The 21051-nt window shown below is 70.3% G+C and carries 19 protein-coding genes; all 19 read left to right on the top strand.

The window, feature by feature from the left end; genetic code table 11:
- Window positions 1–27: 27 nt before the first annotated feature.
- The 19 genes from JD276_RS11035 (at window position 28) to JD276_RS10945 (ending at window position 21013) form a co-directional block, all read left to right on the top strand.
- Window positions 28–3921 (top strand): DNA-directed RNA polymerase subunit beta', encoded by a 3894-nt coding sequence (locus JD276_RS11035; protein ID WP_200115711.1) that lies wholly within the window; start codon window positions 28–30, stop codon window positions 3919–3921.
- A gap of 199 nt (window positions 3922–4120) precedes the next feature.
- Complete coding sequence (locus tag JD276_RS11030; protein WP_200115710.1) at window positions 4121–4828, top strand: GntR family transcriptional regulator; 708 nt, start codon at window positions 4121–4123, stop codon at window positions 4826–4828.
- A gap of 113 nt (window positions 4829–4941) precedes the next feature.
- A complete protein-coding gene (locus tag JD276_RS11025) occupies window positions 4942–5904 on the top strand; it encodes an NAD(P)-dependent oxidoreductase (protein WP_200115709.1) in 963 nt (320 codons plus the stop codon).
- A 31-nt stretch (window positions 5905–5935) separates the two neighbouring features.
- Complete coding sequence (locus tag JD276_RS11020; RefSeq protein ID WP_200115708.1) at window positions 5936–6853, top strand: transporter substrate-binding domain-containing protein; 918 nt, start codon at window positions 5936–5938, stop codon at window positions 6851–6853.
- Between the two features lie 11 nt (window positions 6854–6864).
- Entirely contained in the window at window positions 6865–7833 is a 969-nt protein-coding gene (locus JD276_RS11015) for an amino acid ABC transporter permease (RefSeq protein WP_200115707.1), read from the top strand.
- The gene (locus JD276_RS11010) at window positions 7830–8597 is read left to right on the top strand and encodes an amino acid ABC transporter ATP-binding protein (RefSeq protein ID WP_307866543.1); all 768 of its coding nucleotides are present in this window, start codon (window positions 7830–7832) and stop codon (window positions 8595–8597) included. Before JD276_RS11015 ends, JD276_RS11010 begins: the two co-directional genes overlap by 4 nt.
- A gap of 44 nt (window positions 8598–8641) precedes the next feature.
- A complete protein-coding gene (locus JD276_RS11005) occupies window positions 8642–9802 on the top strand; it encodes an alpha-hydroxy acid oxidase (protein ID WP_200115706.1) in 1161 nt (386 codons plus the stop codon).
- Window positions 9803–9920: 118 nt separating this feature from the next.
- Window positions 9921–10913, top strand: a complete 993-nt coding sequence (locus JD276_RS11000) for an ABC transporter substrate-binding protein (protein ID WP_200115705.1) — start codon at window positions 9921–9923, stop codon at window positions 10911–10913.
- 7 nt (window positions 10914–10920) lie between these two features.
- The gene (locus tag JD276_RS10995; protein WP_200115704.1) at window positions 10921–11883 is read left to right on the top strand and encodes an amino acid ABC transporter permease; all 963 of its coding nucleotides are present in this window, start codon (window positions 10921–10923) and stop codon (window positions 11881–11883) included.
- Window positions 11880–12662, top strand: a complete 783-nt coding sequence (locus tag JD276_RS10990; RefSeq protein ID WP_200115703.1) for an amino acid ABC transporter ATP-binding protein — start codon at window positions 11880–11882, stop codon at window positions 12660–12662. Before JD276_RS10995 ends, JD276_RS10990 begins: the two co-directional genes overlap by 4 nt.
- Window positions 12659–13948, top strand: coding sequence for an NAD(P)/FAD-dependent oxidoreductase (locus tag JD276_RS10985; RefSeq protein WP_200115702.1), 1290 nt, complete (start codon window positions 12659–12661; stop codon window positions 13946–13948). Before JD276_RS10990 ends, JD276_RS10985 begins: the two co-directional genes overlap by 4 nt.
- Window positions 13945–14913: a sugar phosphate isomerase/epimerase family protein gene (locus JD276_RS10980; RefSeq protein WP_200115701.1), complete on the top strand. Its 969-nt coding sequence runs from the start codon at window positions 13945–13947 to the stop codon at window positions 14911–14913. Before JD276_RS10985 ends, JD276_RS10980 begins: the two co-directional genes overlap by 4 nt.
- On the top strand, window positions 14910–15683 hold the full coding sequence (locus JD276_RS10975) for an SDR family NAD(P)-dependent oxidoreductase (protein ID WP_200115700.1): 774 nt from the start codon (window positions 14910–14912) through the stop codon (window positions 15681–15683). Before JD276_RS10980 ends, JD276_RS10975 begins: the two co-directional genes overlap by 4 nt.
- Window positions 15684–15748: 65 nt before the next feature.
- Window positions 15749–16138, top strand: coding sequence for a RidA family protein (locus JD276_RS10970; protein WP_200115699.1), 390 nt, complete (start codon window positions 15749–15751; stop codon window positions 16136–16138).
- Window positions 16139–16149: 11 nt separating this feature from the next.
- On the top strand, window positions 16150–17607 hold the full coding sequence (locus tag JD276_RS10965; protein ID WP_200115698.1) for a four-carbon acid sugar kinase family protein: 1458 nt from the start codon (window positions 16150–16152) through the stop codon (window positions 17605–17607).
- 51 nt (window positions 17608–17658) lie between these two features.
- Window positions 17659–18573, top strand: coding sequence for an NAD(P)-dependent oxidoreductase (locus tag JD276_RS10960; protein WP_233615621.1), 915 nt, complete (start codon window positions 17659–17661; stop codon window positions 18571–18573).
- Between the two features lie 147 nt (window positions 18574–18720).
- Window positions 18721–19779 (top strand): hypothetical protein, encoded by a 1059-nt coding sequence (locus JD276_RS10955; RefSeq protein ID WP_200115697.1) that lies wholly within the window; start codon window positions 18721–18723, stop codon window positions 19777–19779.
- Entirely contained in the window at window positions 19776–20369 is a 594-nt protein-coding gene (locus JD276_RS10950) for a DUF6121 family protein (protein WP_200115696.1), read from the top strand. Before JD276_RS10955 ends, JD276_RS10950 begins: the two co-directional genes overlap by 4 nt.
- Window positions 20366–21013: a spermidine/putrescine ABC transporter substrate-binding protein gene (locus JD276_RS10945; protein WP_200115695.1), complete on the top strand. Its 648-nt coding sequence runs from the start codon at window positions 20366–20368 to the stop codon at window positions 21011–21013. Before JD276_RS10950 ends, JD276_RS10945 begins: the two co-directional genes overlap by 4 nt.
- Window positions 21014–21051: the final 38 nt, after the last annotated feature.

Here is a 21051-nt window from a genome sequence, read left to right as displayed (position 1 = left end):
ACTTACAGAATCGACCAAGGAGAACCATTGCTCGAGGGTACAGATTTCAACGAGCTGCAGATTCGTCTGGCGACCGCCGAGGACATCCGCAGCTGGTCGTTCGGCGAGGTCAAGAAGCCGGAGACCATCAACTACCGCACGCTGAAGCCTGAGAAGGACGGTCTGTTCGGCGAGCAGATCTTCGGCCCCAGCCGCGACTGGGAGTGCGCGTGCGGCAAGTACAAGCGCGTCCGCTACAAGGGCATCGTGTGCGAGCGCTGCGGCGTCGAGGTCACCAAGTCCAGCGTGCGCCGCGAGCGCATGGGCCACATCGAGCTGGCCGCGCCCGTCACGCACATCTGGTACTTCAAGGGGGTGCCGAGCCGTCTCGGCTACCTGCTCGACATGGCGCCGAAGGACCTGGAGAAGGTCATCTACTTCGCGGCGTACATGATCATCGACGTCGACGAGGAGGGCCGCCACGAGGATCTGGGCGAGCTCGAGAACGAGCTGCGCCTCGAGCTGAAGAGCCTCGAGGATCAGCGCGACATCGCGATCGCGCAGCGCCAGCAGCAGGCCGAGTCGGATCTCGCCGCGCTCGAGGCGGAGGGTGCGAAGGCCGAGCAGCGCCGACGCGCCGAGGCCTCGGCCGAGAAGGAGATGTCGGCGATCCGCAAGGGATTCGACGACGACATCGCCCGCCTCCAGCGCGTGTGGGAGGACTTCCGCAACCTGAAGGTCGGCGATCTCAAGCCGGAGGACGCGACGTTCGCCGAGCTGATGGACCGCTACGGCGACTACTTCGAGGCGTACATGGGCGCCGAGGCGATCAAGAAGCGCCTCGAGGCCTTCGACCTCGCCGCGGAGAGCGAGGCGCTGCACCTGCAGATCGCCGAGGGCAAGGGTCAGAAGAAGATCCGCGCGATCAAGCGCCTGAAGGTCGTCAACTCCTTCCTGCAGACCGGGGCGAGCCCGGCCGCGATGGTGCTCGACGTCGTCCCGGTGATCCCGCCGGAGCTGCGTCCGATGGTGCAGCTGGACGGCGGCCGCTTCGCGACCTCCGATCTCAACGACCTCTACCGTCGTGTGATCAACCGCAACAACCGTCTGCGTCGCCTGCTCGATCTCGGCGCCCCCGAGATCATCGTGAACAACGAGAAGCGCATGCTGCAGGAGGCCGTCGACGCGCTGTTCGACAACGGCCGCCGCGGCCGCCCGGTCACGGGCACGGGCAACCGCGCCCTGAAGTCGCTCAGCGACATGCTCAAGGGCAAGCAGGGCCGCTTCCGTCAGAACCTGCTCGGCAAGCGCGTCGACTACTCGGGCCGTTCGGTCATCGTCGTCGGCCCGCAGCTGAAGCTGCACCAGTGCGGTCTGCCCAAGCAGATGGCGCTCGAGCTCTTCAAGCCGTTCGTGATCAAGCGCCTCATCGACCTGTCGCACGCGCAGAACGTCAAGTCCGCCAAGCGCATGGTCGAGCGCGCGCGCTCCGAGGTGTGGGACGTGCTCGAGGAGATCATCCGCGAGCGCCCCGTGCTGCTGAACCGCGCACCGACCCTGCACCGTCTCGGGATCCAGGCGTTCGAGCCGCAGCTCGTCGAGGGCAAGGCCATCCAGCTGCACCCCCTCGTCTGCACCGCCTTCAACGCCGACTTCGACGGCGACCAGATGGCGGTCCACCTGCCGCTGTCGGTCGAGGCCCAGGCCGAGGCGCGCGTGCTGATGCTCGCCTCGAACAACATCCTGAAGCCCTCCGACGGCCGCCCGGTCACCCTGCCCTCGCAGGACATGATCATCGGTCTGCACCACCTCACCACGGTGAAGACCGGCGTCCCCGGCGAGGGCCGCGCGTTCGGCTCGATCGCCGAGGCGCTGCTCGCGAAGGACGAGGGCACCCTCGACCTCGGCGCGCAGGTGAAGATCCGTCTCAGCGGCTACACCGACGGGAACGGCGTGACCCACGAGCGACCCATGGTGGTCGAGACGACGCTGGGCCGCGCGATCTTCAACGAGGCGCTGCCCGTCGACTACCCGTACTTCGAGCGGGTGGCCGACAAGGGCAGCCTCTCCGGCCTGGTCAACGACCTGGCGGAGCGCTACCCGAAGGTGGAGGTCGCGGCGACCCTCGACCGGATCAAGGACGCCGGCTTCTACTGGGCGACCCGTTCGGGCGTCACGGTGGCGCTCTCCGACATCGTCACCCCGTCGAACAAGGCCGAGATCCTCGCCGGGCACGAGAAGGAAGCCGCCGCGGTGCAGAAGAAGTTCGACCGCGGTCTGATCACCGACGCCGAGCGGCACAGCGAGCTCGTCGACATCTGGACCAAGGCGACCGACGAGGTGGCCGCGGCAATGCGCGACGCGTTCCCCGAGGACAACACCATCTACCGCATGGTGTCGTCGGGCGCCCGAGGCAACTGGCTGCAGATCCGCAACATCGCGGGCATGCGCGGTCTCGTGAGCGATCCGAAGGGCGAGATCATCCCCCGCCCGATCCTCAACTCGTACCGCGAGGGCCTGTCGGTGGCCGAGTACTTCATCGCGACCCACGGTGCGCGCAAGGGTCTCGCCGACACGGCGCTGCGCACGGCCGACTCGGGCTACCTGACCCGTCGTCTGGTCGACGTCTCGCAGGATGTCATCATCCGCGAGGACGACTGCGGCACGCGTCGCGGTCTCGACATGCCCATCGCCGCCGAGGACGCCAACGGGGTTCTGGTCCGCGACGAGAACGTCGAGAACTCGGTCTACGCCCGCACCCTCGCGGCCGACGCCACGGCGCCCGACGGCACCGTCGTCGCCTCCGCGGGCGAGGACGTGGGCGACGTGCTCATCGACCGCCTCGTCGCGGCCGGCGTGACCGAGATCAAGGTGCGCTCCGTGCTCACCTGCGAGTCGGCGGTCGGCGTCTGCGCGACCTGCTACGGCCGCTCGCTGGCCACCGGCCAGCGCGTCGACATCGGCGAAGCCGTGGGCATCATCGCGGCGCAGTCGATCGGCGAGCCCGGCACCCAGCTGACGATGCGTACCTTCCACACCGGCGGCTCGGCCTCGGCCGACGACATCACGCAGGGTCTGCCCCGCGTGCAGGAGCTCTTCGAGGCCCGCACCCCGAAGGGCGCCTCCCCGATCGCGGAGGCCGCGGGCCGCATCGTGATCGAGGACACAGAGAAGGGCCGCCGCATCCTGCTGACGCCGGACGACGGCAGCGAGGAGAAGGCGTACCCGGTGCTGAAGCGCGCCACCCTCCTCGTCGAGGACGGGCAGCACGTCGAGCTCGGCCAGCCCTTCATCCAGGGCACGCTCGATCCGAAGGACATCCTGCAGGTGGGCTCGACCGAGCGCGGCCGGCACATCCCGGGCGAGCGCGCGGTGCAGAAGTACCTCGTCGAGGGCGTGCAGGGCGTCTACCGTTCGCAGGGCGTGCCGATCCACGACAAGCACATCGAGGTCATCGTGCGGCAGATGCTGCGCAAGGTCACCGTCGTGGATCACGGCGAGACCGAGATGCTCCCCGGCGAGCTGGTCGACCGCGCGCGCTACCAGCGCATGAACCGCGAGGCGCTGCTCGAGGGCAAGCGGGCCGCGACGGCCCGTCCCGAGGTCATGGGCATCACCAAGGCCTCTCTCGCGACCGAGTCGTGGCTGTCGGCGGCCTCCTTCCAGGAGACCACCCGCGTGCTCACGCAGGCGGCGATGGAGGGTTCGAAGGATCCGCTGATCGGTCTCAAGGAGAACGTCATCATCGGCAAGCTCATCCCCGCCGGCACCGGCCTGAACGTCTACCGCGACGTCGAGGTCGAGGCCACGGAGGAGGCGAAGGCGGAGCGGTACCCGAACCGCCTGTTCGCCAGCGAGGGCACCTTCGACGAGAACGACCTCTCGTTCGTGGACTTCGACAGCTTCACGGCCGATGAGTTCAACCCGGGCAACTACAGCTAGTCCAGAGCTGCGGTTCCGGATCGCGGGGCGTCCACCTTCGGGTGGGCGCCTCGTCCGCGTCTCGGGCGCTCCGCAGGGCCACTTTTCCCGATTTCCTATAGGATCCCGCCTGCCGTTACGGGGTGACGAGGGTTTCTGGTTTAGGATTCTGGCAGCGAATCCATGGGGTCGGCTCAGGATCGAGAGAGGGGTGGCGCGAATGGCGAAGCACTCCATCGGGCGAGAGGTGCTCGCCGACCAGGTGTACGCCGCGCTGCTCGAGGCGCTCCTGGACTCGGCCTACGAGCCGGGCCAGGCGATCGGCATCGAGCAGGTCTCGCGAGACTTCGGGGTCTCGGCGACGCCCGTGCGCGAGGCCATGGCGCGCCTCGAGTCCACCGGGATCGTCAAGCGCGTGGCGCTGCGCGGATACACCGTCGCGCCGCTGCCCACCGAGCAGGAGTATCGCGACCTCATGGATGCGAGGCTCGTCATCGAGCCCGTCAACGCCCGCCTCGTCGCGGCGCGGATCTCCGATGAGCTGCTGACCGAGCTGGAGGCCTCGCTCGAGCAGCAGCGCTCGGCTCCCGTCGGTCCTTCCTTCTCCGACTACCGGCAGTACTTCGAGGCGGACGAGAAGTTCCACCACCTCATCGCGGAGGGTGCCGGCAATGACTACCTGCTCGCCTCCTACAACGCGCTCGGCGGGCTCGTGCAGCGGTTCCGGCAGTTCGGGGCGACCGGGGTGTCCGACGGCAATCAGGCGATCGCGGAGCACACCGCGGTGCTCAACGCGCTCCGCAAGGGCGATGCGGTCGCCGCAGAGGCGCACATGATCGCCCACCTCGTGGCGGTGCGCGAGCGGACCGTCGCCGACGGTTCAGGGCCGGAGACCGAGGCCCTGCACGGAGAACCTCCGGGGGAGTGACACGAGAATCGCCTGAAAACTATCTTGACGATTCTATAGGATCGTTCCTCCATCGGTGCTAGAGTTCGATGAGGCGGGGCGCCGAGCCCTCCGGACTCCGAAGGCGAGGATCGATGAAGATGCAGTCGGTACCCGTGGCGATCTCGGACGATCTGCTGCGGTTCCGCTGTTCGGGAGGATGGTCCGCCTTCGCCGCGCGTGAGGCGACCGAGTCCGGAATGCGGCTGCACCGCCTGAGCGAGACGAACGGGGATCCCGAGCTCGCCGGCAGGATCCGCGGACTGCTGCTGAGCAGCGACCCGCTGGGAGCCGAGGAGCTCGAGAGGTTCCCCTCCCTCGCAGCCGTCGCGCGCTTCGGATCCGGAATGGACACGGTCGACGTCGACGCCTGTGCCGAGCGAGGCGTAGCGGTCGACAACGCCCCGTCGACCGTGTGCGTCGAGATGGCTGGCATGGTCGTGGCCCAGGTGCTCAACTGCCTGCTCGACCTTCCGGAGAAGCCCGCCCGCTTCGAGCGGGAGGGGTGGGAGAGCCGCTACGACCTGCGGAGGGCTCGCGGCGTCTCGGGGACGGCCGTCGGCTTCGTCGGCGTGGGGCGGATCGCCCGGCGCGCCGCAGCCTCGCTCGCGGCGCTCGGGGTCGAGCCGCGGTTCTTCTCGCGGGCCGCTGCCGATGCCGAGCTCGGCGTCAAGCCCGGCGGGCGGGTGCCGCTCTCCGAGCTGCTCGCGGCCTCCGACGCCGTCGTCGTGCTGTCTCCGCCGAGAGCCGGCTCCCCGGCGTTGCTGGGGGAGTCGGAGATCGCGCTCATGCAGGACCACGCCTCCCTCGTCGCGGTCAGCCGCGGTGGCGTGGTCGATGAGCGTGCGGCCCTCGAAGCGCTCGGGCGGGGGGAGATCCGCCACCTGGTGCTCGACGTCTTCGAGGGCGAGCCGAGGCCCGCTCCGCACGAGAGCGTCACGGGTCTCGTGCAGACGCCGCACAGCGCGGCGTGGGGCCAGGCGTTCGCCGAGGGCACCCTCCGCGAGGCGCTCGGCAAGCTGAGCTCGGCCCTCGCCACCGCATCGAACGAACCGTAATCCGAACCATGAAGCATCAATGGAGAACATCATGAACAGCACCAAGCGCGCACGCGCCCTGGCGCTGCTGCTCCTCCCCGCAGCCCTGCTCGGGATGACCGCCTGCAGCAACCCCGATGCCGGCAAGGGCTCGGAGAAGTCCGACTCGGCACCGGCCGAGGCGCTGCCCGAGGCCGAGATGTCCACCGAGGCCAACGAGCTGATCCCCGATGAGATCCGCTCGAAGGGGAAGATCGTCGCGGCGATGGACACCGGCGCGCCGCCGATGCACTACGTCGAGGCGGGGAGCGACGACGTGGTCGGCCTCGACGCCGACCTCGCAGTCGCGCTCGGCCAGGCGCTGGGCGTCGAGGTCGTCGTGCAGCCCACCACGTTCGACGGCATCATCCCCGGCATCGCTGCCGACAAGTTCGACCTCTCCATCGCGCAGATGTCGCCGACCGCGGAGCGCATGGAGGTGCTCGACTTCGTCACCTACGCGCAGGCCGGCGACGCGCTCGGCGTCGCGGCGGGCAATCCGGAGGATCTCTCGATCGACTCGCTATGCGGCCACAAGGTGGGCGCCCTCAAGGGATCCTGGCAGCAGCTCGAAGTGGTCCCCGGCCTCGACGAGGCCTGCGCGGCCGCAGGCGAACCCGCGCTCGACGTCTCGACCTACCCCGACATGCAGGGGCCGGTGCTCGCGCTGCAGGCGAATCGCATCGAGGCCTTCCTGATCGACGGGCCCGCCGGCAACTACGCCGCCAACGAATCGGATCAGCTCGAGGTCGCCGAAGAGGTCAACGTCGGCATCGTCGGCATCGGCTCGAAGAAGGGCAACGGCCTCGACGCCGCCGTGCAGGCCGCGCTCGAATCGCTCAAGGAGCAGGGGGTCTACGAGGCCGCCTTCGAGCACTGGGGCCTGAGCGCGAACATGGTCGACGAGTTCACGATCAACGTCGAGGCGTAGGGGGCGAAGGCATGAGCGACAGGAGAGCGCGGAGGGAGTACTCCGCAGCCGAGCTCGAGCTGCTGAAGGCGGGGCCGCCCAGACGCCACCTCGGAGTCGTCGCGGGCGTCCTCGCCCTCTGCGTGCTCCTCGCCGGCGTGATCTACTCCCTCTGGACGAACTCCCGCTTCGAGTGGGAGGTCGTCTGGGGCTGGTTCGCATCGGAGAAGCTGTTCACGGGACTGCTGGCCACGCTGTGGCTGACCGTCGTGGCGATGCTCATCGGCCTGGTGCTGGGCGTGCTGGTCGCGGTCATGAACATGTCGAAGAACCCGTTCTTCAAGACGGTCGCGCAGGCCTATCTCTGGGTGTTCCGGGGCACGCCGGTGTTCGTCCAGCTGCTCTTCTGGGGCTTCATCGCCGCGCTCTATCCGCGCATCGAGTTCGGGATCCCCTTCCTCGACCCCTGGGTGTCGCTCGACGCGAACGTTGTGATCACCCCCTTCGTCGCGGCGATCCTCGGTCTCGGCCTCAACGAGGCCGCGTACATGGCCGAGATCGTCCGGTCGGGCCTGCTGAGCGTCGACAAGGGGCAGACCGAGGCCGCCAGCGCACTCGGCATGCGGCCGGGGAACGTGTTCTTCAAGATCGTGCTTCCCCAGGCGATGCGGATCATCGTGCCCACCACGGGCAACGAGACGATCAACATGCTCAAGACCACCTCGCTCGTCAGCGTGCTCGCGTTCCCGGATCTGCTCTACTCGGCGCAGCTCGTGTACAGCGCGAACTACAAGACGATCCCGCTGCTCATCTCGGCGAGCCTCTGGTACCTCATCGTGACCAGCATCCTGTCGGCGATCCAGTGGCTCATTGAGCGTCACTTCAACCGCGGGCACACGGGTCGCGCCCAGCAGGGGGCGCCGGTGGTGGACGCCGAGCAGGAGCCGGGCGAGCTGACCGCCTCGATCGTGGTTCCGCAGAGGGGAGGGGGTCTGCGATGAGCGCCGACGTTCTGGTCGAGGCCCGTGACGTGCGCAAGCGCTTCGGGCACAACGAGGTGCTGAAGGGCATCGATCTCACGGTGAACCGTGGTGAGGTCTCGTGCATCATCGGCCCCTCCGGCTCGGGGAAGTCGACATTCCTGCGTTGCATCAACCAGCTGGAGCAGATCGACGGCGGCTACATCCTCGTCGACGGGGCGCCGATCGGCGTGAAGCTCCAGGGCGGGCGGGTGCGGCGCAGCTCCAGGGCCGAGGCGGCGAAGAGCCGCGAGCAGATCGGCATGGTGTTCCAGAGGTTCAACCTGTTCCCGCACCTGACCGCGCTGCAGAACATCACGGTCGCACCGCGGGCCGTGCTCGGCCTCGGAGCGGGAGAGGCGAACGCCCGCGCGATCGACCTCCTGAAGCGGGTGGGCCTCGGCGGCCGCGAGCGCCTCTATCCGGGGCAGCTCTCGGGCGGCCAGCAGCAGCGCGTGGCGATCGCCCGAGCCCTGGCCATGCAGCCCTCGCTCATGCTGTTCGACGAGCCGACGAGCGCGCTCGACCCCGAGCTGGTGGGAGAGGTGCTCGACACCATGAAGCAGCTGGCGCAGAGCGGGATGACCATGATCGTGGTGACGCACGAGATCGGCTTCGCCCGCGAGGTCGCCGACCGTGTGCTGTTCATGGACGAGGGCGTCGTGATGGAGCAGGGCGCACCCGAGCAGGTGCTGGGCGCCCCGAGCAATCCGAGGACGCAAGAGTTCCTGGCCAAGGTGCTGTAGAGCGACCGGCCCGACGAGTAGAGACAGTAGAGAAGAGAGCAGAGATGAAGAAGCCCTACAGCATCGAGCACCTGCGCCTGATCGCGCGCCGCCGGCTGCCGGCCATGGTGTTCGATTTTCTGGACGGCGGTGTGCTCGACGAGCTCGCGCTCCGGCGCAACCGCCAGGTGCTCGAGGCCATCCTGATGGACGAGCGGGTGCTGTTCGACGCGAGCCGACCCGCCCTGGGGGCCAGGGTGCTCGACACCGACTTCGCGATCCCGATGACCGTGTCGCCCATGGGGATGCTGACGGGCTTCCACCCGTCGTCGGATCCGGCGGTCGCCAGGGCCGCGGCGGCGGCCGGCAGCATCTTCATCCACAGCGCGTGGTCGTCGTGCGCGATGGAGGAGGTCGCCGAGAGCGCTCCGGGCCGGGTATGGACCCAGATGTCGTTCTGGAAGGACGAGCGCGAGAGTCGTCAGCTCGAGGATCGCGCCGCAGCGTTGGGCCTCGACACCCTCGTGGTCGCCGGGGACGTCGCGGTCTCGCAGCGCCGGGAGCGGGACATCCGGCACGGCACCGCAATGCCGCCGAAGCCGCCCCTGCGCGACGTCGTGAACACTGCGCTGCATCCGGGGTGGATGGCCAGGTGGCTCACGGGGCGCCCGATCACCTTCGGCAACTACCGCATCGACGGCCGCAGGCTCCGCATGCGCGACATGGACCCCTGGATGATGAAGAACGAGAACCCGGCCGCGAGCTGGGAGCACTTCACGGCGCTTCGGAAGACGTGGAAGGGCAAGCTGATCGTGAAGGGGGTCATGTCGCCGGTCGACGCGAAGATGGCGGTGGATCTCGGAGCCGATGGCGTGTTCGTCTCCAACCACGGCGGGCGGCAGTTCGACGCCGTCCCCGCGACGGTGGAGGTGCTTCCGCGCATCGCGGAGGCGGTGGGCGGTCGGGCGGCCGTCATGGTCGACGGGGGCGTGCGGCGGGGATCCGACATCGCGAAGATGCTCGCCCAGGGCGCCGACCTCGTCTCGGGCGGGCGGCCGTTCGCCTTCGCCCTGGCGGCCGGGGGCGAAGCGGGGGTGCGCAGCGCCTTCGAGATCTTCAAGGACGAGCTCGAGACCACACTGGGGTTCGTCGGCGCGCAGAGCGTCGCGGATCTCGGGCCCGAAGCGCTGGTCCACGTACCGCCGTTCGGCGCACCGCTCCGGTGACATCGCTTCGTCCCCGCCCCTCGGACTCGGGGGCGGGGAGCGAGAGGCGAGTAATCCGGCAAGAACTACATCCTATAGAATAAATTATCAGTCGAATGTACGAAGAACGGAGAGATCGATGAGGATCTTGACACGGCGCGACAGCGCCGGCATCGGACAGGTTTGGCATCGTACGGCGGGCCTCGCCGCGCTGCTGGCCCTGGGGCTCGCGGCCACCGGCTGCTCGGGAGGCGCGGCCGAGGAGAAGCCGGGACGGGAGGTCGACGTCAACGAGGAGGCCGTCGAGCTGCTGCCCGACGACGTCCGCGAGGCCGGCCGTCTCGCGGTCGGCACCAACGCGCCCTACGCGCCCATGGTGATGTTCGAGGAGGACGGGACGACGCTCACCGGCGTCGAGGTCGACCTCATGGACGAGATCTCCGCCCGCCTGGGGCTCGAGAACGACTGGGACAACACCAACTGGGACGGTCTGCTCACGGCGCTGCGTGCCGGCCGCTACGACGTGGCCATCGCCTCCATCGGCGACCGCCCCGAGCGCCGCGACACGGTCGACTTCGTGGACTACGCCGTCACCGGGATGGCAGCGGTCGTCGACCCCGAGAACGAGGGGGACTACTCGGAGAACACCGACCTGTGCGGCAAGCAGGTCGGGTACCAGACCGGCGTCGCAGCGGAGAGCATCCTCACGACCCTCTCCGAGACGGAGTGCGCCGAGGCCGGGCTCGAGCCGATCTCGATGGCCGGCTTCCCCGACGACAACGCGGGCCTCCTGGCGCTGCGCAGCGGTCGTGTCGACGCCCACGTCATGGACTCGCTCTCGGCCTACTTCGAGCAGTCGAGCGAGACCGGCAAGGGATCCTACGCGACGGTCCTCGACGGGCTCTACCACCTCACGCCGTACGGCATCGCGATCGACAACCAGCACGACGGGCTGGCGGAGGCCGTGCAGATGGTGCTGAACGACATGATCTCGGACGGCACCTACGAGCAGATCCTCGACGACTACTCCGTGCCGGCCGCCGCCATCACCGAGGCGCTCATCAACGGCGGAACGCAGGGCGTCGTCGACGGCACCGAGACCTTCGAGGCGCTGCCCGAGAGCGACGGCTGAGCACAGCATGCACGCAGCGGCATCCATCCCGGCGCGCGGGCCAGACCCCGCGCGGCAGTCGCCGATCCCCGCCCGGTACCCCGAGCGCTGGATCGGCGCGGTGGTGGCCCTCGCGGTCACCGCCTACATCGTCGGCGCCTTCGCCCTGAGCCCCCAGATCCACTGGGATCAGGTCTCTCACTTCCTCACCTTCCCGACCATCATCCGCGGCATGTGGCTGACGATCGTGCTCACGGTGGTCTCGCAGCTCCTCGGCACCGTCGGGGGCGTGCTGCTCGCGGTCATGCGACTGTCCGAGAACCCCGTGCTGAACTCGATCAGCTGGTTCTACATCTGGCTGTTCCGCGGCACGCCCGTGCTGATCCAGATCATCTTCTGGTTCAACCTCGCGCTCGTGTTCCCCACGCTCGGCATCGGGATCCCGTTCACCGATCTCGGCTTCTCGGTGCCGACGAACCAGGTCATCACGGCATTCACGGCGGCCGTGCTCGCCCTCGGTCTGAACGAGGCCGCCTACATGGCCGAGATCGTCCGCGGCGGCATCCTCTCCGTCGATCCCGGCCAGGGGGAGGCGGCGTCGAGCATCGGAATGACCCGCAGGAAGGCGATGGCCCGCGTCATCCTGCCGCAGGCGGTCCGCACGATCCTGCCGCCCTGGGGCAACGAGTTCATCGGCATGCTGAAGTCGACCTCGCTCGTCAGCGTCATCGCGACCGCCGAGCTGCTGACCTCGGCCCAGCAGATCTACGCGCGCAACTTCTTCACGATCGAGCTGCTGCTGGTGGCGAGCTTCTGGTACCTCGTGATGACGACGATCGCGACGGTGCTGCAGTCGATGCTCGAGAAGCGCTTCGAGGTCTCGCTGAAGGTGCGGCCGGAGACGATGGCCCGCCGCCTGCTGAACCGCGCGACGGCCGGCCGCCGGACGCGGCTCGTCACACTGCCTCGAGAGACGGGAGCCCGCCCATGACCGCGACGCGCGAAGACGAGCAGCCGCTCCTCGAGATGAGGGGGGTGGTGAAGCGCTACGGCGACCAGGAGGTGCTGCGCGACATCGGCCTCACCGTGCGACGCGGGGAGGTGCTGGCGCTCATCGGTCCGAGCGGCTCGGGCAAGTCCACCCTGCTGCGCAGCATCAACCAGCTGGAGCGCACCGATGACGGCGAGATCCTCATCGGGGGCGAGCTGATGGGCTTCAGGCTGGCAGGCGGCCGCCTGCACGAACTGCGGGAGGAGGCCATCTGCCGGCAGCGGCTGAAGACCGCGATGGTGTTCCAGCAGTTCAACCTGTTCAACCACCTGACGGTGCTCGACAACATCACCCTCGGCCCGCGCCGGGTGCTCGGGATGCCGCGTGCCGCGGCCGAGGCCGAAGCGCGCAGGCACCTCGAACGGGTGGGTCTCGGCCACCGCGAGCAGGCGTATCCGCGCCAGCTCTCCGGCGGTCAGCAGCAGCGGGTCGCGATCGCGAGGGGCCTGTCGATGCGGCCCGATCTGATGCTCTTCGACGAGCCCACCAGCGCGCTGGATCCCCAGCTCGTCGGCGAGGTGCTCGGTGTGATCCAGGACCTCGCACGCGAGGACATGACGATGCTGATCGTGACGCACGAGATCAGATTCGCGCGGAACGTGGCGGATCGCGTCGCCTTCATGGAGGACGGGGTGATCGTGGAGTGCGGGCCGCCCGAGCAGGTGCTCGACGACCCGAGCGATCCTCGCACGCGAGCATTCTTGAGAGAGGAAGCATGAACAGACACGGAAACCACGCCGACGGTCGGCGCGACGCCGTCATCCTCGGGGGAGGCCTCATCGGGCTCTTCACGGCCTACTACCTGCTGCGCGAGGGGCGCCGCGTCACGATCGTCGAGCGCGAACGGCTCGGCGGCGGGGCTGCGCGAGGCAACGGAGGGCAGATCGTGAGCGTCGACTGCGCGCCGCTGCCGGCGCCCGGCATGGTCGGGGAGGGCATGAAGCTTCTCTTCAGCCCGACCAGCGCCTTCTTCGTGAAGCCGAGCCGCCTCCCTGGAATGGCGGCCTTCCTCGTGCGCTTCGCACTGAACTCGCGCCGTTCGAAGTTCCGCAGCTCGCTCGCCCGCATGGACGTGCTCAACCGGCGGACCGTGGAGCTCTACCGGGAGCTGCGGCAGGACGGCATCGGCACCGGTGTGCACGACGAGCCGTTCCTCTACAGCTACACGACGAGGGAGCAGGCCGAGGCCGGGCACGCCTACGCGGTCGAGCTCGCCGCCCGCGGGCTCGGACCCGCGCCCGGCGCGCTCATGGACCGCGACGCGCTCGTCGCGCACGAGCCCGCCCTCGGATCTGAGCCGCAGTGGGGCTTCGTGCAGGCCGGCGAGCTGTTCGCCGAGCCGTCGGCGCTCGTCGACGAGTTGATCGCCAAGGTCCGCGAGCTCGGGGTCGAAGCGCTCGAGGGCGAGTCGGTGAGGGACATCGAGGAGACGGCGGTCGGTGTGCGGATCACCACGTCCCAGCGCACCCTCGTCGCCGAGCAGGCGCTCGTGGCGGCCGGCGCGTGGTCGGCGCCCCTGCTGAAGCAGCAGGGCATGCGCTCGATCATCAAGCCGGGCAAGGGGTACAGTTTCACCGTCGATGTCGAACGGGCGCCGAAGAGCGTCACGATGTTCGGCGACGCCCACGTCGGCGCCCTCCCCACGGGACCCGGCACCGTCCGGATCGCGGGCACCATGGAGTTCGACGGCTCGACCGGAGGCCTCGACCGGCGCCGCATCGACGCGATCGTCGCCGCAGCCGCCCCGCACCTGGCGGGCGCCGACTGGGCGGGGATCCGCGACGAGTGGGTGGGGCCGCGGCCCATGACACCCGACGGGCTGCCCCACATCGGGCTCGTGCCGGGGCGCAGCCGGGTCTTCGTCTGCGCCGGCCACAACATGCTCGGCCTGAGCCTCGGCCCCGCCTCCGCTGCTGCGATCGCCGACCACATGCAGGGCCGCCCCCGGGCCGATGTCGTGGCCGCCTTCCGCCCGGGCCGCTTCCGTCTCTGGGGCCGGAAATGACGGGGCGGCAGCGGATCCTCACCTGCATGCTCGGCTTCGACACCGAGCTCGCCGACGGCACCCCGCTGCACGACGCCGGGGCCGAGGAGTGGCACGCCGTCCTGGGGGAGGCCGCCGCGGTCGGCTTCGACGCGGTCGAGATCGCCGACTCCCACATCAGACCGGGCGACCTCTCGCCGTCGGCTCTCGGCGACCTCGGCGACGTGGCGCGAGAGACCGGCGTCGACCTGCTGTCCCTGCACGTGCAGCGCAGGAGCGTGATCATGCCCGGCCTGGGCCAGGAGAACCTCGCCTACGCCCACCGGTCCATCGACGCGGCGGCGGAGCTCGGGATCGAGGTCTTCTCGACCGGTCTCCATCGGCCGTTCACGGAGGCGCAGCGGCGCTCACTGTGGTTCTGGACCGCGCCGGGCGCCTCCGATCCCGACGATCCGGAGATCCGGGAGCTCGCGGTGACCCGCCTGCGCGAGCTGGGGAGCCACGCGGCGAGTGTCGGGCTCGAGATGTCGCTCGAGGTCTACGAGGACACCTACTGCGGAACCGCCGACAGTGCGATCGCGCTCATCGAGGACATCGGTCTCGACAACGTCGGGCTGAACCCCGACGTCGGCAACCTCGTCCGCCTCCACCGGCCCGTCGACGACTGGCGGGAGACCTACCGCCGCCTGCTGCCGCATGCCAACTACTGGCACCTCAAGAACTACGCCCGCGACGAGGCGGGCGACGGCAGCTGGTGGACCTCGACCCCGTCGACGCTCGAGCTCGGCGTGATCAACTACCGTCAGGTCGTGCGCTGGGCGCGCGAGCTGGGGTACGAGGGCCACTACACGATGGAGCAGTACGGCGGCGACAGCCTCGGGGTCTGCGCGGTGAACCGGCGCTACCTCGAGGGGCTCCTCGCCGACCAGGCGAACCTCGGACGAATCAGTCCGCTCCCCGAACCGAACGAGAAGAGGGCATCTTGAACACCAATCGCTTCCCCGACGAGAAGACCGTCGTGCTCACCGGAGCCGCGAGCCCCAGGGGTATCGGGCGCGAGACCGCGCGCCTCCTCGCCGAGCAGGGCTGGAGCGTCGGCATCGTCGACATCGACGCCGAGGCGGCCGGGGCGGCCGCGGCGGAGATCGCCGAGAGCACCGGTGCCGACGTGATCGGCGTCGGCGCCGACGTGGCGGATGCGGAGTCGTCGATCCGCGCCGTCGACGAGATCGAGGAGCGCCTCCCGCAGATCGTGGCGCTCGTCGCCTTCGCCGGCGTCTCGTCGCCCGTCGACTACCTCGACGTCACCCCGGAGGAGTGGCGGCGCGTGGTCTCCATCAACCTCGACGGCACGCACTGGATCACCCAGCGCGTCGCGCGCTCGCTCAAGCGCAACGGCCTCGGCCGCATCGTCGGCATCTCCTCCGTCTCCGCGCAGCGCGGCGGGGGCACCTTCTCGAAGACCCCGTACTCGGCGTCCAAGGCCGGCATCGTCGGTCTCATGCGCTCGATCGCGCGAGAGCTGGGACCCTACGGCGTCACCGCGAACGTGATCTCGCCCGGCCCCATCGACACCGACATCATGGGAGGCACGCTCTCGGAGGAGCGCAAGCGCGAGATGGCGGCCGACGGCGTGCTGCCGAGGATCGGCACGCCCAGGGACATCGCCGCGGCGGTCTCCTATCTCATAGGCGAGGACGCCGGTTTCGTCACCGGCCACACCCTCAACGTCGACGGCGGCCTCTACATGCACTAGGCCGACCGCCGGCCGCGGCGACGCCGCGCACGATCAGGAACACCAGCATCGAAAGGACACTCATCATGACCGACACCATCGTCACCCGGATCCCCGTCGCAGGCGACGACGGAACCGAGCTCTCCTCGGACGTCGCGATCGTCGGCGGCATGCTCGTCACGACGCAGATCCCGGACCGGCCCGACGGCACCGTCGAGCTCGGCGACATCGAGGCCCAGTCCCGGCAGACCCTCGCGAACCTGCGCCGGGCGCTCGAGGACGCGGGTTCGAGCCTCGACGAGGTCGCCCACCTCACGATCTATCTCACCGACATCGAGGAGCGCCACGGCTTCAACGACGTCTACCGCGAGGTGTTCTCCCACCCGTTCCCCGTGCGCTGCGCGGTGGGCACCCCCGCACTCGCGATCGAGGGGATGAAGGTCGAGGTGACGGCGCTCGCCGCCGTCGCCTCCTGACCCTCGCGAACATGCGCCGATCGCTCGCATCGATCCTCGAGGGCTTCCCTGCGGTCAGGCCCGCGGATCCCGTCGCCTTCGCCGGGCTCGCGGGCCGCCTCGGGGCGGCCCGCCGGATGCTCGTGGTGCTCGACGACGACCCGACCGGCACCCAGTCGGTCGTCGACCTGCCCGTGCTCGCGCGCTGGAGGGTCGAGGATCTGGAGTGGGCGATCGATTCGGGAGCCCCCGCCGCCTACGTGCTCACGAACTCGCGCGCGCTCGAGGCGCGAGCCGCCGAGCAGGTCAACCGCGAGGTGGTGGCCGCGGCCGTGACCGCGGGGCGCTCCCGCGGCGTCGGGATCGCGTTCGTCAGCCGGAGCGACTCCACGCTGCGGGGGCACTTCCCCCTCGAGCCGGACGTCATCTCCGACGCGCTCGTCGAGGCGGGGGAGCCGAGGCCGTCGGGCGTCGTCCTGGTGCCCGCCTTTCCCGAGGCCGGCCGGGTGACGGTCGGCGGGGTGCACTACGCGGGAGCCCGGGACGGGTACGCGCCGGTGGGCGAGAGCGAGTTCGCGCGGGATCCGACCTTCGGGTACCGTTCCTCACGGCTCGCGGACTGGGTCGAGGAGAGGTCGGGGGGAGGGATCTCCGCCGCCTCGGTCGTGGAGATCGGGCTCGAAACGAACCGCTCGGGGCCGGAGGCCGTCGCGGAGGCACTGCGCGCGGCGGGCGACGGCTCGACGATCGTGGTCGACGCCGTGGAGGAGGACGACCTCAGGCAATTCGCACTCGGGCTCGACCTCGTCGAGGCCGAGGGGCGCAGCTACGTCTATCGAGTCGGCCCGCCCTTCGTGCGGGCCCGCATCGGGCAGGAGCGGCGAGAGCCGCTCGACGCCGCGGAGTTCGCCGACCCGGTCTCCGGCGGCGGCTCGCGCGGTCTCCCCGCCTCCCGGGGCGGGCTGGTCGTGGTCGGCTCGCACGTCGGGCTGACGAGCCGGCAGCTGGAGCACCTCGTCGCGCAGCGCCCCGAGGCGAGGGTGGTCGAGCTCGACGTGCCGGCCGTGTTGGATCCCGCGACCGCCCGAGACGCGCTGGACGAAGCGACCCTGGCCGTCGTCCGCGGCCTCGAGGAGGGCGACGCCATCCTGCACTCGAGCCGCACGCTGATCCGCGCCGATGATCCTGAGGAGAGCCTTGCGATATCGCGCGCGGTGTCGGACGCGCTCGTCCAGATCGTGCGGCGTGCCGTCGCCCTGACCCGGCCGCGGTTCGTCGTCGCGAAGGGCGGGATCACGTCGAGCGACGTCGCGACTCGCGGGCTGTCGATCGCGCGGGCCGTGGTGCGCGGTTCACTGTTCCCGGGAATCGTCTCGCTCTGGGAGCCGGCCGACGGCCCCGCGCAGGGAATCCCGTACGTCGTGTTCGCGGGCAACGTCGGTGCCGAGGCGACCCTCGCCGAGGCCGTCGAGAAGCTCTCGGAACGCTGAAGACGGCGCGAGCGCGACACGAGAACGACGAAGACGAGGAGGAGCGGAACGATGACGGATACGACGAGGGGCGACGGCACGATGGTGGCCGTGCTCGGCCTGGGGGCGATGGGCCTGCCGATGGCGCGCAGGCTCGCGGAGGATCTCGAGGTGCGCGGTTTCGACATCGCTCCGGGGCGGCTCGAGCTGGGGCGCGAGGCGGGCGTGACCCCGTGCGAGTCGGCGCGGGACGCGGTGCGCGGAGCCGACGCCGTGCTGCTCGCGGTGCGCGACTCCGCACAGCTCGAGGACGTGCTCTTCGGGGAGCACGGCGTGGCGCAGGAGATGGGGTCCGGAACCGTCGCGATCCTCACGAGCACGGTGGGCACCGACGGCATCGCGGCCGTCGCGGCCAGGCTCGCCGACCTCGGCATCGCACTGGTGGACGCTCCCCTCAGCGGCGGACCGGCGCGGGCGGGAGAGGGAGATCTGCTGATCGTGGTGGGCGCGACACCGGAGGCGCGCCAGCGCGCGGAACCGGTGCTGACTCGGCTGGCCTCGACCCTCACCGTCGTGGGGGATCGGCCGGGCGACGGTCAGGCGCTCAAGACCGTCAACCAGCTGCTCTGCGGCGTGCACATCGCGGCAGCCGCCGAGGCGCTCGCGCTCGCAGACGCGCTCGGACTCGAGCCCGAGACGACGCTCGAGGCGCTCGGTGCGGGTGCCGGAGCCTCCTTCATGCTGGGCGATCGAGGCCGCCGCATGCTGCGGGCATACGACGATGAGGGCGTGGAGGTGCTCAGTCGACTCGACATCTTCGTGAAGGACATGGGGATCGTCGCGGACGCGCTTCGGGCGCGAGGGATCGAGGCGCCCGTCGCAGGCGCCGCCCGCGAACTCTTCCTCCGTGGACGCGCCGACGGGCTCGGGGACGCCGACGACTCCTCGGTGATCCGGGTCGTCGTGCCGAGACGCATGCGTCCCTGAGCATCGAGGCGTCGGGAAAGGACGGGGCAGCCGCGCGAGCGCGCGCACCGGATCGGGAACACACGGGGTGAATCCGGTCCGCGCCTGCTCGGCGTTGCTACTGTTTCCAGCAAACCGGCAGCACACGCCGCGACGAGAGGTGAAGCGATGAGCGAAGATCGCGAAACGCGACCGGCGGGCTCGCCCGTCGAAGAGACCGAGGCCAGCCTCAACGAGGTTCTCGCGGCCGTCGAGCGCGCCAAGGACGCCCGGACCGAGCCCGAGACCGCCGGCGGGGAGCGCCTCGACGACGAGGGCTCGATCGCGGTCCCGGCCGAGGACCTGCCGCCCGTCGGGGAGCCGGTCGAGCGAGAGGAGACCGGGGCGGCCGCCGATCGCTCGGAGAGCGCTGTCGTCGTCGCCTCGACGGGCGCCGCCGGTCCGAGTAACCAGTCCGGCCGGAGCCTCGGCCCCGAACCCGCGACTGAGCGAACCTCGATCGTCGAGCTCGAGGAGCTGCCGAGCGCGGGACCCACCGAGCGCGACGCCGACGCCGCGGGCCTGCCCGGCCTCGACAGCGTGGACGCGCCGGAGCGCGAGGCCGCCCGCGAACGCGCGGACGCCGAGCGGGACGGGGAGATCCGCATCAGCGCCGATCATCCGATGGCCGCGCTCTACATGCAGACGCCGATGCCGCCCGAGCTGCGGGGCAACCGCGGCGCCGGCGTGCTCATCGCCGTGCTCGCGACGCTCGGATTCGCGCTCGTGTACGCGGGCGTGCTCGCGCTGTGGGCGGCGCCCGAGCTGGCGCCGTCGCAGTTCGTCGACGGGATCGTGGAGCAGCTCACCTCCTGGAGCTTCATCGCCGCCGCTGCCGCCTTCCTGGTCGGGCTCATCGTGCTCGTGCTCGTCGTCGGCCGGGCTGGCTGGTGGGCCTACGTGCTCGGAGGGTTCCTCGTCGGCGCTCTCGTGTGGTTCGCGGGCACCGCCGGGGGAGCGGTGGACCGGGCCGGATTCGGCGCGCTGCTCGAGCGGTCTCCACTCTCCCTGGTCGATCAGTTCGGACTCGCCGTCCCCGCCATCGCCGCCGGCCTCGTCGCCCGTGAGGCGACGATCTGGTTCGGCGCCTGGATCGGTGCGCGCGGGCGTCGCATGACCGCGAAGAACGCCGAGCTGCTCGCCGAGTACGAGACGGCCCTCGCCGAGGTCCGAGCGAAGAAGCCGTGACGGGTCCGGCTCGGCGAGGAGTCACCCGCGGCTACGTCGCGGGCCTGATCTTCGCCGCCGTGATCGTCGCGGCAGCCCTCACCGTCGCCGTGTGGGGGCTGCTCTCGCTCGGCCTGGGGATCGACCCGGTGTCGACCCGGGACAGACCCCGGTGGGTCGCGCCGGTCGTCGTGGCCGCGGCGCTCGGCCTGCTCGCGTGGCTGCTCTGGCTGCAGGCGCTCTCCCTGCTGCGGGGCCGGCGCACGCCCCACTGGGGCGCGACGCTCGCCGCGGCGGCGGTGGCGTACCTGCTGTGGTGCCTGGTCGGATTCGCGGTGGGGCTCGGCGGCGCGGAGACCTGGGCGAGTCCCTTCGCCTGGTCGCTCGTCCCGATCTGGGCGACCGCCTCGCTGCTCTTCTGGGCGGTGCTCGCGCGCCGGGTGTACAGCGACCGGGGGGTGCCGAAGTGGCCCTGGGAGCGCGAGGACGATCTGGGGCCCGACTGGGCGAACTACGGCATCGACCCCTGGAGCGAGGGCGACGGAGGTACCCTCGGAGGGGGCGGAGGCGCCCGCGGAGACGATGACGACCCGAAGGGTGGTGACCGGTGATCGTGGCGACCGGCGAGACTGTCGAGGAGCGCGTGAGCGCCGCCGTCGACGCCTGGCTGCGGTGGGTGCCCCGCTGGACCCCGGGAACGCACCGCGGCAGGGCGCGCCTGTGCCGCCGCTGCACCGGATCGCCGTTCCTCACCGCGGCCGGGCTGGGCGGCGATGTGCCGCACCAGGTGACGCACGCCCTCGTCTCCCGCATGCAGCGGATCATCGACCGCCGCGTCGACGACTACACGGCCGCCGAGCTCCCCGCGCTGCACGCGGAGCTGAGCGGCGCCGAGATGTGGGCGACCGGCGGATTCGACCCGTCGGCGGGGCTCGCACCGGAGTACGAGGGCATCGACCCCGATCCCGAACCGGCCGACAGCGAGCAGCCCTTCCTCTTCACCTTCTCGGGGCTCGCGGAGGAGAGCCGCCCGGAGCCCCCGCTGCCCAGGCCGCCGCTGAGCGCGGAGGAGAAGCGGAGGCTGCAGGCGGAGATCGAGCTCGCCGACCGCTGCGCGGAGGAGGCCGGAAGGCAGGTGTGCTTCGCGCTCATGGCGCACCGGCACCGGGTCGAGGCCGCCGTCCACCGCTTCGTGGAGCCGCAGATCCGGAGCATGCTCGACGAGCTGAGCCGCCACCTCGAACCTCCGCAGTGACGGTCGCCCGGTTCGCGCTCGAACCCTTGCGGTAACGG

This window comes from Leucobacter chromiisoli, from assembly GCF_016522505.1.
In the GTDB taxonomy this organism is placed as follows: domain Bacteria; phylum Actinomycetota; class Actinomycetes; order Actinomycetales; family Microbacteriaceae; genus Leucobacter; species Leucobacter chromiisoli.
Note: the sequence above shows the minus strand (reverse complement) of the source record. Positions and strands in the feature narration are given on the sequence as shown.